The 14,204-nt window shown below is 42.4% G+C and carries 10 protein-coding genes; 6 read left to right on the top strand and 4 right to left on the bottom strand.

Going from position 1 to position 14,204, the window contains the following annotated elements; genetic code table 11:
- Positions 1-30: 30 nt before the first annotated feature.
- From xylB to DL92_RS19155, 3 genes are all read right to left on the bottom strand, one after another.
- On the bottom strand, positions 31-1,500 hold the full coding sequence (gene xylB / locus DL92_RS0112150) for a xylulokinase (protein ID WP_026667866.1): 1,470 nt from the start codon (positions 1,498-1,500) through the stop codon (positions 31-33).
- Positions 1,501-1,806: 306 nt separating this feature from the next.
- Positions 1,807-2,598, bottom strand: coding sequence for a hypothetical protein (locus DL92_RS20345; RefSeq protein ID WP_051625323.1), 792 nt, complete (start codon positions 2,596-2,598; stop codon positions 1,807-1,809).
- A 773-nt stretch (positions 2,599-3,371) separates the two neighbouring features.
- On the bottom strand, positions 3,372-6,131 hold the full coding sequence (locus tag DL92_RS19155) for a Tex family protein (RefSeq protein WP_034469080.1): 2,760 nt from the start codon (positions 6,129-6,131) through the stop codon (positions 3,372-3,374).
- Between the two features lie 218 nt (positions 6,132-6,349).
- Between DL92_RS19155 and DL92_RS0112135 the strand changes: the two genes are divergently transcribed.
- The 6 genes from DL92_RS0112135 to clpX all read left to right on the top strand — a co-directional run bounded on the left by DL92_RS0112135 (position 6,350) and on the right by clpX (position 12,530).
- Positions 6,350-6,748, top strand: a complete 399-nt coding sequence (locus tag DL92_RS0112135) for a hypothetical protein (RefSeq protein ID WP_026667865.1) — start codon at positions 6,350-6,352, stop codon at positions 6,746-6,748.
- A 9-nt stretch (positions 6,749-6,757) separates the two neighbouring features.
- Positions 6,758-7,252, top strand: a complete 495-nt coding sequence (locus DL92_RS0112130) for a hypothetical protein (protein WP_026656121.1) — start codon at positions 6,758-6,760, stop codon at positions 7,250-7,252.
- A 17-nt stretch (positions 7,253-7,269) separates the two neighbouring features.
- Positions 7,270-8,010, top strand: a complete 741-nt coding sequence (locus DL92_RS0112125; protein WP_026667864.1) for a DUF975 family protein — start codon at positions 7,270-7,272, stop codon at positions 8,008-8,010.
- A complete protein-coding gene (locus tag DL92_RS0112120) occupies positions 7,997-9,919 on the top strand; it encodes a glycoside hydrolase family 2 protein (protein ID WP_026667863.1) in 1,923 nt (640 codons plus the stop codon). Before DL92_RS0112125 ends, DL92_RS0112120 begins: the two co-directional genes overlap by 14 nt.
- A 101-nt stretch (positions 9,920-10,020) precedes the next feature.
- On the top strand, positions 10,021-10,959 hold the full coding sequence (gene arcC / locus DL92_RS0112115) for a carbamate kinase (RefSeq protein WP_026656124.1): 939 nt from the start codon (positions 10,021-10,023) through the stop codon (positions 10,957-10,959).
- Positions 10,960-10,982: 23 nt separating this feature from the next.
- A complete protein-coding gene (clpX, locus tag DL92_RS0112110) occupies positions 10,983-12,530 on the top strand; it encodes an ATP-dependent Clp protease ATP-binding subunit ClpX (RefSeq protein WP_026656125.1) in 1,548 nt (515 codons plus the stop codon).
- 97 nt (positions 12,531-12,627) lie between these two features.
- Here the strand turns inward: clpX and DL92_RS19150 are convergent, their stop codons facing one another.
- Positions 12,628-14,151, bottom strand: coding sequence for a S1C family serine protease (locus DL92_RS19150; RefSeq protein ID WP_051625322.1), 1,524 nt, complete (start codon positions 14,149-14,151; stop codon positions 12,628-12,630).
- Positions 14,152-14,204 lie beyond the last annotated feature (53 nt).

Raw genomic sequence — 14,204 nt, 5'->3', positions numbered from 1 at the left:
ATAAGTGCAACATCCCTTTTTATTTATATATCAGATTATCTTATCAAATGTCTCAGCAAGTGAAGGATAGATAGTCTTGAACTGCTGGTATCTTGCTTCGTACTTTGCAACAAGCTCAGGATCGGGCTTCTCAGTCTTATCTACCTTAACGATAGCTGCTGCAGCATCTTCTACACTCTTGTATGCTCCGCATGCAACCATTGCAAGCATAGCACCGCCCATTCCGGGGCCTTCCTCGCATGAAGGAACATCAACTTCTACATTGAGAATGTTCGCGATCATTCTTCTCCAAAGAGGGCTCTTTGCTCCACCACCGCAGATCATTGTTCTCTTGGGAGCTACACCGATGCTCTTAGCAACTTCGTACATATCTCTTGTAGCAAATGCAACGCCTTCAAGAACTGCCTGTGTCATATCTTCTCTTGTTGTATCCATTGTGATACCTGTGAAAGTAGCACGAGCGTTAGGATTGTTCCAAGGAGATCTCTCACCCATAAGATAAGGAAGGAAGAATACATGGTTCTCACCAAGCTTATCAATGCCCTTCTGCTCATCAGCGTAGTCCTTAGTCTTAAGGATTTCATCCATCCACCACTTGTTGCAGCTTGCTGCGCTGAGCATACATCCCATAAGATGGAAATGTCCGTCGGCATGATCAAATGAATGAAGAGCGTTATTGCTGTCTACAGCAAAGCTGTCTGAAGACATAAAGATTGTTCCGCTTGTTCCAAGTGAAATGTTGCACTTGTTGTTTCCTACTGTTCCTGTTCCAACAGCTGCTGCCGCATTGTCGCCGGCACCTGCAGCGATAACAACACCGTCTCTGAGACCGAGTTCTGCAGCAAGGTCATGCTTTAACTCGCCAACTTTCTCAAAACTGTCAAAGAGCTTGGGAAGCATATCTTCTGTGATTCCGCAGATATCACACATCTCTTTTGACCATTTACGATTCTTAACATCCAAAAGAAGCATTCCTGAAGCATCAGAATAGTCTGTGCAGAATGTTCCTGATAACTTATATGCAAGATAGTCCTTTGGAAGCATGATCTTCTTGATCTTCTTGAAGTTCTCAGGCTCATTCTCTTTTACCCAAAGGATCTTAGGTGCTGTAAATCCTGCAAATGCGATGTTTGCAGTGTACTTAGAAAGAGTCTCTTTTCCGATCTCGTTGTTAAGGTAATCAACCTGTTTCTGAGTTCTTCCGTCGTTCCAAAGAATTGCGGGACGAATAACTTCGTCGTTCTCATCAAGAATTACAAGTCCGTGCATCTGTCCGCCAAAGCTGATACCTGCAACTTCTGACTTATCAACATCCTTAAGAAGATCCTTAAGTCCTGCAATTGCCTCGTTATACCAGTCAGCAGGATTCTGCTCTGACCAGCCGGGCTGAGGGAAGTAAAGCTTGTATTCCCTTGATGTTGTTCCGTGAATCTTACCTGTCTCATCCATAAGCACGAGCTTAACCGATGACGTTCCCAAATCTACTCCAATATAAAGCATATGTAACCTCCTAATTAAATATATAGCGTTCCGAATGTGGTACCAACTGACTTACGATCGTTTATACATCACATCCTGCAATCGGTGTGATGTCTCGCCGGATTTTTGACCAATACCGACACCGGATCATAATTCGTCAAAGCACTACATCTGTGGACGCTGACATATTATTTACACTATATGATGCCTTTGAAAAAATGTTCTTTCTTTTACGGCATTATACAAATCAATTATACCCGTTTCCCCCTTACTAATCACGCCATTTTTTGCTGATATCTAATTAAATATTGTTATGCTCTTTGTTCTCTACAGAAATAACTCAATAAGCATTTTCCTTAATCCGTTTATATCAAGAGGACTATCTTTAGTTTCATATGTAAAGATGAGATTTTTTCCCGGAAATATTCCGTTAGCTCTGTATAAATTCAACTTTTCAAGTGTTTCTTTTCTGTATACTTCATCATCCAGGCATCCGAAATGTTCAAAATATATTACCTCTTTGGTGCTTACCTTAAGTAACATAAAATCCGGATATCTTATTACTCCGTTACTCAGTTTGAGCGGATATTCATAAAAATACGGTATTCCAAGTTCATACAGTGTGTCCGCGATGATTGCTTCAGATTTTGACCTTACTCTTTCTCCTTTCCGTGTATCAAATATTTTATTTTCAGGTTTGTATGGATTTGTTTTGAATATCTTAGACTGCCATTCTTTGGCTATAAGATCATCCGGCAAGATATATGGCTTTACCAGTGCTGTTCTTTCCGGAATAAGATTTGTATATACATCTTCAGCTGTAGCATTATATTTAAGAATAAATTTCTTTAGTTCCTTTAACTCATTTTCTGCAGTCTTCCTAAATAATCTGTTATAGTCCTTCTGTGCCAGCCTTCTGATTGTAGACAACTCCTTCTTTGGTAAGTATTTTCCCACTCTCCCAAATCCATCTATCATCTGATAATATCGCGTTTGCCTTGGCGATCTGCTCACTCGAAGACTTCCGTCCGGAAATGTTTTTTCCTCTTTGTCCGCCAACCTAATTGCCTTTTCCAATAGCACTCGGCGCCTGTTAACCATTTCAATCAATTCATTCATTTTATTTGGTATCCTCTCTTCATTTATTGTTTATTCTTGATGTGCATTAATAAAGTGTCATTTATATTGACTTGTTTTATTTCATTGATGAAAAAACAAAAAATATAATGCTTTAAAAAAAAAATGAAAATATGCCCTAGAATTATTTTTTTATCCTATGAAGGCATACTTTTGTTCTTATTCTGACTAGAATTTGTCTTATTATATGCCTTATATCACTATTATCCCTAATCTAAGGCATACTATACGCTGAATATCAATCCGTCGCGGTTCAAAAATATGCCTCAAAGCGTTACTTTTCTTTTCTAAAGGCATACTTTGACTTCAGTACATCCTTCTAAAGGCTAAAATGTATGCCTTAAATCTGCATTTTTTCTTAATAAAGGCATAAAATGCATTTTCACGCTTCCGCTTCGCGTTTTTTTCAATAAAACACAGCTATAAAAAATCCCAATAACATCCTAATAACACCACAACAAAAAGGAGTTATGCCGGAGCCGGCAAGATGTACACTTGAAATTGAATCAATCAACTCAAGTTGCAACAAGAAAAGCAAGTAACACAACCTTATTCTGCCGTGTCTGCTCTATAACACGTTTGAAAAACGTCTGAAAAACATTATATTTCCAACAGGACTCATTGGCAAGTTCAAAATTATAAAAATGTCAGCAAAAAGTCATTTCTTGCCATAAAAACTCCCGACCGGGCAAATCCGGTCGGGAAGCATCCAATCAGCACACATGTCTCAAACAAAACGGTGCTTACGTATTTCTTCAATCATTTGCGTTGCCCTTAAAAATAACAATGCCCTTTTTCTTGAATTTCTTAACGGGTGCTTCGCCAACGCTACCATCCACACCGGCAGCAACTCCTGCCTTTGTCGTAGCTGTTGCCTTCGCAGCGCCCCTTTCACCTGCTACTCCTGTCTTTGTAACAGCTCGCGTCTTCAAAGTTTCCTCTGCCTTTGTAGCAACCGTCGCCGTCTTCGAAACGTTTCTCTTTACGGGAGAAGCAGCTTTTGCTGTCTTCTTGGTTGCTTTGGCTTCTTCATCTTTTGCTTTTGCCTGAGCTGCTTTAGCTGCATTCTGGGCACCGCGCGCTGCTCTTTGAGCTTCTGCCTCTGCCGCAACCTGAGCGGGATCACGAAGCTTCATCGAAAGAGAGATTCTCTTCTTATCAACTTCAACATCAAGAACCTGTACGTCTACAATATCTCCTACGCTCACAGCTTCAAGCGGATGCTTGATGAATCTGTCTGTGATATGTGAAATATGAACAAGTCCGTCCTGGTGAACTCCGATATCCACAAAACAACCAAAGTCAATTACATTACGAACCGTTCCCTTAAGGACCATACCGGGCTTAAGGTCATTCATATCAAGAACATCGCTTCTGAGTATCGGCGCAGGCATGCTCTCACGAGGGTCTCTTGAAGGCTTCTCAAGCTCGCTGAGAATGTCTGTAAGAGTGATCTCTCCGACACCAAGTTCTTCTGACAGCTTCTTTTTCTCACTTTCTGTGATCTTATGTGAAAGAGAACCAGCTGCGCTTCCGGAAGCCGATACTGTTTTGTTTCCTGCTTCGCTTTCCGCTTTTGCAGAAGCGTTTCCGCCCTTAGCATTTTCTTCCACAACAGCAAGATTGCTTCCCGCAAGTGCAGCCGCAAGGGCTGCTCCCATAGCTGTATTTGTATTTCTGATAACAACCTGCTTGGGCTTTTTCTTTGGTGCGGGTTTATTCTCGGGACGAGCGGCGGGCTTTTCAAGAACTGCCTTGGCAGCATTCTTCTGAGCCGCACGGACATCATCAAATGTTATTCCAAGCTTATCCATAAGCTTAAGTGTTGCATCATATGACTCGGGATGCACGCTTGTAGCATCAAGAGGATTCTCTCCGTCAGCTATTCTCAAGAATCCGGCACACTGCTCATATGCCTTGGGTCCAAGCTTCGGAACTTTAAGAAGCTCTGCCCTGCTCTTAAATTTACCGTTTTCTTCTCTGTAATCTACGATATTCTTGGCAATTGCCTTTGAAATACCTGAAATATACTGAAGAAGAGGTGCTGATGCCGTATTAAGATCTACACCTACTTTATTAACGCAGTCCTCGACAACACCTTCAAGTGTCTCGCCGAGTTTCTTCTGATTCATATCATGCTGATACTGACCTACACCGATTGACTTGGGATCGATCTTAACCAATTCTGCAAGTGGATCCTGAAGTCGTCTTGCTATGGATGCCGCGCTTCTCTGACCAACATCGAATTGTGGGAACTCCTCTGTTGCAAGTTTACTTGCAGAATAAACAGAAGCTCCGGCTTCATTTACGATTACGTACTGAATCGGTCTATCAAGTTCTTTTATAAGCTCAACAATGACCTGCTCGGATTCTCTTGAAGCCGTTCCGTTACCTACAGAAATCAGGTCTACGTTGTATTTATCTATAAGTTTCTTAAGATCCGCCTTAGCTTCCTCAACTTTATTCTGAGGTGCTGTGGGATAAATAACCTTGGTATCAAGCACTTTTCCGGTAGCATCGACTATGGCAAGCTTACATCCTGTTCTGAACGCAGGGTCCCAACCAAGGACAGTTTTTCCTACGATGGGAGGTGCCATAAGGAGCTGTGTCAGGTTCTTACCAAATACGGAAATAGCGCCGTCTTCAGCATTCTCCGTAAGCTCATTTCTTATATCTCTTTCAATAGCAGGTGCTATCAATCTCTCATATGCATCTCTTGTAATCTCTTCGATGACCGGAGTAGTCACAGGGTTATCTTTTGTAATAATCTTGGTATTAAGGTATCTTAAGATATCCTCTTCGGGAGCCTGTATCTTAACCACAAGGAACTTCTCAGCCTCACCTCTGTTAAGAGCAAGTACTCTGTGTCCGAGAACTTTTTTCACAGGTTCATCGTAGTTGTAATACATCTCATAAACGCTCTGAACCTTCTCGTCTTTGGCTCTTCCGACAAGTATACCGTTCTCCATTGTCGCTTCTCTTATATACTTACGATAGTCGGCGTTATCGGAAATATCCTCGGCGATAATATCCATTGCTCCGCTGATGGCTTCATTCTCGTCATTTACACCTTTCTCGGCGTCTACGAAAGCTTTGGCCGCTTCTTCCAGTGAGCCTGTAATTTCCTGCGCAAGAATGATCTCGGATAATCCTTCAAGCCCTTTCTCTCTGGCAATGCTTGCCCTTGTCTTTCTCTTTGGACGATAAGGAAGGTAAAGGTCCTCAATCGCAACCATAGTCTCGGCAGCAACTATCTTAGCCCTAAGCTCATCTGTCATCTTGCCCTGCTCTTCGATAGAAGCAAGAACCTGCTCTCTTCTCTCCTCAAGTCCTCTTAAATACTTAAGTCTCTCATCAAGGTTACGAAGCTGTTCGTCATTTAATGAGCCTGTTACTTCCTTTCTGTAACGTGAGATAAAGGGAATGGTGTTTCCTTCATCAATAAGCTTAATAGCGGCTTCTACCTGCCACTTCTCTACATTAAGCTCCTCTTTTATCTTTACTACTATATCCATACCTACCTCGCAGTATATATATGCTTTGTGCGCCGAAATTATGATAAAAAGAATAATTTTTGATTATTTTTTCATAAACCGCGCACTCCCATATTATACCAAGCCTTGCGGACGTATTTCAAGAGTCCGTAAAATGTCGAAGCATTGTAAAATACGGGGTTTTATACTAAAATTTAAGTAATTAACCAAAAATTTCAAAAGGAGTCATTCTTATATAAATGGCAGAAAACGACGACGAGAAATACTACTACAACAATTATAACTACAACAAGGCACATAACGAGCTGGACAGCCACGTGGCACTTGCTACTTTTGCCAGGATCCTGGGAATGTTTTCAATCCCGCTTTGCCTTATCTTTTACACAGGCATTATTCTTGGCGGTGTAGCGGTCGTTCTGGCTCTTTTGTCAAAGGGAACCATGAAGACATTCCTTCCGCAGGCAAAAAAAGCGCTTGTACTCGGAACTGTCGGCGTAGTTCTCGGATATACCATGATGGTTACCAGCATACATACGGTACTTACCAATCCCGAACAGCGCCAGCAGCTTAACATGATGTCTGAGCAAATGTACGGAACAAGTTTTGATGATATGTTAAATGAAATAAAATCGAGGTAATTTGAAGTTATGAGTATTATCGGTGCGATAGGCAGCGGATATGCACCATACAGATCTGCCGCCATCGGCACAAGTGCTGTAGCCGGAAACAAACCAATATTGAATCCCAATGCCTCCACCGAGAAGGCACCGGGCAGAGTATCATCTCCCGCAGAGTGCGAAACCTGCAAGAACCGCAAATACCAGGACGGTTCCGATGAGATGGTTTCTTTTAAGAGCGCTCAGCACATAAGTCCGCAGTCCGCTCCTGCAAGAGTACGCGGTCATGAGGCTGAACATGTAAGTAATGCTTACAAAGAAGCCGCCATGAATAACGGCAAAGTTCTTCAGGCTTCAGTTTCGATAAAGACTGCAGTTTGCCCGGAATGTGGCAGAACCTATGTCTGCGGAGGTGAAACAACCACCAAGATCCGCTACGGAAACGAAGACAATCCGTATGAAAAAGAGAGAAAAGCAATGCACCGTCAAGGACTTGTCGGTGCAAATATAGACCTTACAGGGTAAGTTGGGAGCAATATTTAATGACTAATCTTAAGACATCGACAGAATTAAAGGCAATCGCCAAAGAAAGATCACTTGATAAATACGGAATTTTAATACTTGCAAATATTATAATTTTCGTTCTGCAAATGGCTATCTCGAGCATTGTGACAATCTCAAGCTCGGGTAGCCTTGTTATATTTGCGATAAATCAAATAATATTCCTTATAGTAAGCATACTACTTGGTGTTTTGGTCTCAGGAAAAGCGTACCTGTACATGAATCTCATCTACTCACATACGGTTTCAACAGGCGACATTTTCTTCGGACTTAAGCAGCACCCCGACAAAGCGGTAAAGATTCAATCAGTCTTTGTACTTGCGGACTTCCTTTCAAGTCTTCCCGCTTCAATAATTTGGTTTATCCTGACACCGAGATCACCTTTTTCCGTCAGAGTCGCACTCTTCATCGCACTGCTATTCGGACTTATCGTGAACATCTACGTGTCACTTACATATTCACAGGCTTTTTATTTATTACATGATTATCCTGACAGATCGGCAAAAGAGCTCCTTGCATACAGCAAAACTCTTATGCAAGGGAACAGGTTTAAGCTCTTTCGTTTGCACATAAGCTTCATTCCGCTTATCATTTTCGGATGCTTGACCTTTTTCATTCCGCTTTTGTGGATTTTTGTCTACAGATATGCAACATTGACAGCGTTCTACCAAGATCTCATCGCTGCCGGAAATACAGGAAAGGTTGAAAATGGACTTAATTGATGCAATAAAAGCAATCGACAAACCTCACGAGAACGATGTGCTTAACAGGCTTTATACAGTATGGGGAGAAAATCTTGATAAAGACAATGTTCTTCCCGAATATCCAAGGCCGCGCTTTGTAAGAGACGGCTTTATGAATTTGAACGGTATCTGGGAATACAAGATTGTTCAGGATATATCGGCAAATGTTCTCCCTGCGGACACTGACGGCGAAATTCTCGTACCTTTTTCACCCGAAAGCTTTTTATCAGGTGTGGAAAAAAGACTTCTACCCGATCAGGTTCTCTGGTACAAAAAGGTACTTCCGACACTTAAAAGAAAACATGAAAACTCAAGATTCTTACTGCATTTCGGAGCTGTGGATCAGTTTGCCGAAGTATATATAAACTCATCTTTTGTAGGCTCGCATGGCGGCGGATATCTTCCTTTTACACTGGACATAACGGATCATCTGAAGTTTACGGATAATGACAGCACCGCTCTTAACACTCTTATTCATGTTAAAGTCAGGGATACGAGCGACAGCTCCTACCACAGCAGAGGTAAGCAGACTCTCAGACGAGGCGGAATGTATTACACCGCTCAGAGCGGAATCTGGCAGACTGTCTGGATTGAGGAAGTTCCCGAAACTTACATAAGAGAGCTTATCGTAACTCCTTCACAGGATTTAAAGAGCGTAACTATCGAAGTTTCAACAAATAAGCCTTGCGACATCGATGTCAGAATTCCCGGACACGAGGCAATTAAGCCCAAGAAATCCGGCGAAAGCTTTAACTCCGAGCGTGAGGATCTCTTTTCGTCAGACACATATCCTTCTAACGAAGCCGGCGTAAAAGAATTTGCTCCCGCAGGTTACAGCTTCTCTTTTGAAATTGAAGATGCTCATCTGTGGAGCCCCGAGGATCCGTACCTATACCCGATTCTCATAGAAGCAGGCGACGACAGCGTTCAGTCGTACTTTGCCATGAGATCTTTTACCATTGAAGAAGACAATACGGGAACAAAGCGTTTCTTCCTTAACCACAAGCCCTACTTCCTCATGGGAGTTCTCGATCAGGGCTATTGGCCGGACGGCCTCTACACCGCTCCTTCAGACGAAGCGCTGATATTTGATATAACTGAGATGAAACGACTTCATTTCAATATGATGAGAAAGCACGTAAAAATCGAGGCTGCGCGCTGGTACTATCACTGCGACAGGCTCGGAATGATAGTCTGGCAGGACATGGTAAGCGGCGGTTCATCCTATGCAAAGCCCATGGTCTCCTATCTTCCGACTCTTTTCCCGAAAGTATTCGGAAGAATGTCAGACGGCCCCGCGTACTACAAGACATTCTCAAGACACTCGGCAGAAGGACGGGGAGAATGGCTTAACGAGATGCAGAACACTATAAGATACCTCTACAGCGTACCTTCAATAGCAACGTGGGTTCTCTTCAACGAAGGATGGGGGCAGTTTAACGCCGCAGGTGCTACCGTTATGGCAAAAGAGCTCGACAATACAAGACCTATCGACCAGGCCAGCGGCTGGTTTGATGAAGGAAGCGGCGACTTTAGAAGCGTGCACAACTACTTCAGACCTCTTGCCGTAGAAAAAGATCCTAAGAACAGGGCTTTTGTCATCTCCGAATATGGCGGATTTACCTGCCACATAGACGGACATTCAAGCGTTGACAGAGTATTTGGATACAAAAAATACGATAACCTCGAGACACTCGGCGTTGCTTACTACAACGTGATAAACGCGAACATTATCCCGCTTATCTCAAAGGGGCTCTCAGGCGCAGTATATACGCAGGTCAGCGACGTTGAAGAGGAAGTAAACGGACTTATGACCTATGACAGGAAAATAACCAAGGTCAATCCGGATCTCGATCCCAACGTATACGCCAGACTGCACCGCAACTAGCAGTGTAGTACGTTACTGTATTACTTCCAAAAAAGACAGAGTTATTGTACAATAAATTATTATCTTATTAAGCACGATCAACGTGCAGAAATGAGGCCAACATGGAAAACATCAAAGCAGTTGTTTCTCTCGGACACGAAGCGCTGGGAGTAACCACACACGAACAAAGAAATGCCACAAAGCTTACGGCAAAAGCACTCGCCGACCTTATAGAAGCAGGCTATCAGCTTGTTATAACTCACAGTAACGGACCTCAGGTCAGCATGATCCACAAAGCAATGACTGAGCTCCACAGAATGTATATCGATTACACATCCGCTCCTATGTGCGTATGTAATGCAATGAGCCAGGGTTATGTAGGCTATGACATTCAGAACTCTCTTAAAACAGAGCTCACAAGCAGAGGAATCTACAAACCGGTAAGCACTATCCTTACACAGGTTACGGTAGATCCTTATGACGAAGCTTTCTATGCACCGACTAAAGCAATCGGACGTTATATGTCAAAAGAAGACGCCGATACAGAGATTAAGAAAGGTAACTTTGTAAAAGAAGATCCCGGAAAAGGCTACAGAAGAATCGTTGCCGCTCCTAACCCCATCAAGATTGTTGAGATTGATGCTATCAAGACTCTTGTAGAAGCCGGTCAGGAAGTTATCGCATGCGGCGGCGGCGGAATCCCGGTAATTGAGCAAGGTCACGTTCTTAAAGGCGCTTCAGCGGTAATCGAAAAAGATTCTATCGCAGGAAAGCTCGCTGCAGACCTTAAATCTGACAGACTTATCATTCTTACATCGGTTCCTTACGTATACAAGAATTTTGGTAAGGATGATCAGGAACCTATCCTTAAAATGAACGTTAAAGAAGCTAAAGAGTACATCGAAGCAGACGAATTTGGCGAAGTAGACATGCTTCCCAAGATTCAGGCAGCAATTGAGTTCTTGGAATCAAATCACGACGGTTCGGTTCTTATTACTTCTCTTGCTTCTGTAGCTGATGCACTCAAAGGAAAAGCAGGTACATTCATAACTTTTGAGTAACCTCTTTTCTCTATGGAGATAATATGGAAGATAAAAGAGACGATAACTTCGATTTCAGAGAAGTTACAGACGAAGAACTGAATAACAAAGACACAAAAGATACAGAAGACACCACTTCAAATACCGACAACAATGATAATAATGACAAGTCGGAGTTTGAAGATGTCTGCTTCGTATGCAGAAGACCTGAGAGCAAGGCGGGCAAGATGTTCCATCTTCCCAATAATATCTGCATCTGTGAAGACTGTATGCACAAAACAATGGACACGGTCACACAGTTTGATTATCAGAATCTTCTGAATAACCCCAATCTTATGAATGAACTCAATAAGAATATGGGGACATTTCCGAATGTGAGCTTTTTCAACTTAGGCGATATGCCCGGTGATTTCAACATGGGTGGCATTCCCAACTCACAGAAGATCAAGAAAAAGAGCGAAGCTAAATCAAAACCCGTTATAGACATAAGGAACATTCCCGCTCCCCACAAGATCAAGGCCAAACTTGACGAATTTATCATAGGACAGGACAAGGCCAAAAAAGTCATGTCTGTAGCGGTTTACAACCACTATAAAAGGGTTGCGACAGATACCATGGATGAGATTGAGATAGAAAAATCAAACATTCTTCTCCTTGGTCCCACAGGTAGCGGTAAGACTTATCTTGTTAAGACTCTTGCCAAGCTTCTCGATGTTCCGCTTGCTATTGCTGATGCAACATCTCTAACAGAAGCAGGCTACATCGGAGATGATATCGAAAGCGTTGTAAGTAAGCTCCTTGCAGCTTCAGGCAACGATGTGGAAAAGACAGAACACGGCATTATATTTATCGATGAGATAGATAAGATTGCCAAAAAGAAAAATACAACAGCAAGAGACGTAAGCGGCGAATCTGTTCAGCAGGGAATGCTTAAGCTTCTCGAAGGCTCAAATGTAGAAGTTCCCGTAGGAGCAGGAAGCAAGAACGCCATGGTTCCTCTTGCCACAGTAAACACCAGAAACATCCTGTTTATCTGCGGCGGTGCTTTCCCCGACCTCGAAGACATCATCACTCAGAGACTGAATAAACAGACTTCAATCGGTTTTGATGCCGATCTTAAGGATAAATATGCAGATGACCCCAACGTTCTTTCCAATGTAACGGTTGAGGATCTTAAGAAGTTCGGTATGATTCCTGAATTCCTCGGAAGACTTCCGATTATCTGTACACTGCAGGCTCTTACCAAAGAAATGCTTATCAAGATTCTCAAAGAGCCAAAGAATGCAATCCTTAAGCAGTATCAGAAGCTCCTTGCTCTTGATGAGGTCGATCTTAGATTTGACGACAGCGCTCTCGAAGCAATCGCTGAGAAAGCATTGGAAAAAGAAACCGGTGCACGTGCCCTCAGAGCCATCATCGAGGATTTCATGCTTGATATCATGTATGAGATTCCCAAAGATGACAACATCGGCCGCGTAACCATTACAAGAGATTACATTGAAGGAAAAGCTTCACCTCTTATTGAGATACGAGGCGAAGGCATTCACCCTCAGATTCCTGTATTTAACAAGGAACAGGCCACTCTTGTATAAGATTTGATCAAAAAAATTTGAGGCAGTTCAAAATGAATTTCCATTTTGAACCGCCTCTTTTATTTAATACTTTTCTGTTATCTTTCGTATCTTAATATCAGCCGCCTGTGCCTGCTTTCTCATCATCTGAAGCACTATCGGATTCCGCATTGGAATTATTATCATCCGATGAACCTATATTCTTATTGGACAGCTGAACCGTAACATCTATCGTATCGTACTGATTTCCGTTAGGTCTTAGTATCGTTATATTAACCGAAGTTCCAACCGAATAGTATCTAAGCTTTGAATGAAGTTCTTCCATAGAACCGATCTCCGATCCGTCAAACTTCACAATGACATCACCCTTTTCGATACCGGCCTTTTCTGCTCCACCTCCGGGAATAGTCTCATAAACATATACACCCTGAGGAATACCATACTTCATTGTATCTTCAGCAGAAACGCTTATACCCTGGATTCCAATAACTCCCTGGTCTTCTTCTTTTACTTTCTTCTTGGTCTCCTGGTTCATAAGCTCTTCAATCTTAGGCTTAGCAAGCGAGATAGGAATAGCATATCCCATACCTTCAACTGCCGCTTCACCGATCTTGATAGAGTTAATACCGATTACTTCACCTTTGATATTAAGAAGTGCACCACCTGAGTTACCGGGGTTAATAGCTGCATCTGTCTGAATATATATTTTGGATGAACCCTCTCCCATATCAAACTTTCTGTTGACCGCTGAGATAACACCTGTAGATACAGACTGACCATATCCAAGAGCATTACCGATCGCGATAGCGGGCTCACCAAGTGTAAGCGCGTTACTGTCACCAAGTGTGGCAACTTTAATCTTTGACGCCGTATCAGCAGGAATATCCTTAAGAGATACAGCAATTACCGCAAGATCCATCTCGGGGTCGGGTCCCTTTAGATCTGCCTGAACAGCTTTTTTAGCCGCCTCTTCATCGGATGATCCATCGGAAAAGATAACTTCGATTGAATCAGCTCCGTCTACTACGTGGAAGTTTGTTGCGATCAAAAGCTCCGAATCATTCTTGCCGACAATAATTCCGCTTCCTGATGCATAAAGTCCCTCTGATTCCTGACCGTATCCGAAAAAGTTTGATGATTTGATACGGTTATTATGAATGATAACCATTGAAGGCATAACTTCCTGAACAACACCTGTAACATCCGTTACTGTAGCTTTTCCCACGTTTGATACCGTCGTGGTAGCTATATTATCCGGATTTGCACCGGTATTCTCTTCTGTCTTCTTAGTATTAAATGATAACAACGGCTTGTCCTTACCGTATGTTCGATACAAATATCCGCCTGCGCCAATTCCACCGACAATCGCAAGCAACACAATAATTGAAACTAAAATCTTCAGACCTCTCTTCTTAGCCGGTCTTTCCATATTACCCATAGCATTCCCCATTGTACTTCCTGCATTTGAATATTGATAGGCTCCGTAATTATTCCCGCCGTTTCCATATCCATATGCGCTCTTTCCTGTCAAATCTCCGTTATATGTCTTATCATCGGAATAATTATAGTTAGTGTAGTTATAACTGTTGTATGAGTTTGACGAATTTACACCACTGTTTTCTTTGGTAACATCTTCATACATAGTATCTACCTTCTTCCTTTTTTCTATTTGTTAAAATAAGTATAGTTTCATTA

Origin of the sequence: Butyrivibrio sp. AE2005 (genome assembly GCF_000686965.1) — a bacterium.
GTDB classification, from domain to species: domain Bacteria; phylum Bacillota; class Clostridia; order Lachnospirales; family Lachnospiraceae; genus Butyrivibrio; species Butyrivibrio hungatei_A.
Note: the sequence above shows the minus strand (reverse complement) of the source record. Positions and strands in the feature narration are given on the sequence as shown.

Coding starts and splice junctions, on each gene's coding strand:
- clpX (WP_026656125.1), top strand. CDS start 10,983: ATGGAAGATAAAAGAGACGATAACTTCGATTTCAGAGAAGTTACAGAC.
- DL92_RS19155 (WP_034469080.1), bottom strand. CDS start 6,131: ATGGATATAGTAGTAAAGATAAAAGAGGAGCTTAATGTAGAGAAGTGG.
- DL92_RS19150 (WP_051625322.1), bottom strand. CDS start 14,151: ATGTATGAAGATGTTACCAAAGAAAACAGTGGTGTAAATTCGTCAAAC.
- DL92_RS0112120 (WP_026667863.1), top strand. CDS start 7,997: ATGGACTTAATTGATGCAATAAAAGCAATCGACAAACCTCACGAGAAC.
- DL92_RS0112135 (WP_026667865.1), top strand. CDS start 6,350: ATGGCAGAAAACGACGACGAGAAATACTACTACAACAATTATAACTAC.
- xylB (WP_026667866.1), bottom strand. CDS start 1,500: ATGCTTTATATTGGAGTAGATTTGGGAACGTCATCGGTTAAGCTCGTG.
- arcC (WP_026656124.1), top strand. CDS start 10,021: ATGGAAAACATCAAAGCAGTTGTTTCTCTCGGACACGAAGCGCTGGGA.
- DL92_RS0112130 (WP_026656121.1), top strand. CDS start 6,758: ATGAGTATTATCGGTGCGATAGGCAGCGGATATGCACCATACAGATCT.
- DL92_RS20345 (WP_051625323.1), bottom strand. CDS start 2,598: ATGAATGAATTGATTGAAATGGTTAACAGGCGCCGAGTGCTATTGGAA.
- DL92_RS0112125 (WP_026667864.1), top strand. CDS start 7,270: ATGACTAATCTTAAGACATCGACAGAATTAAAGGCAATCGCCAAAGAA.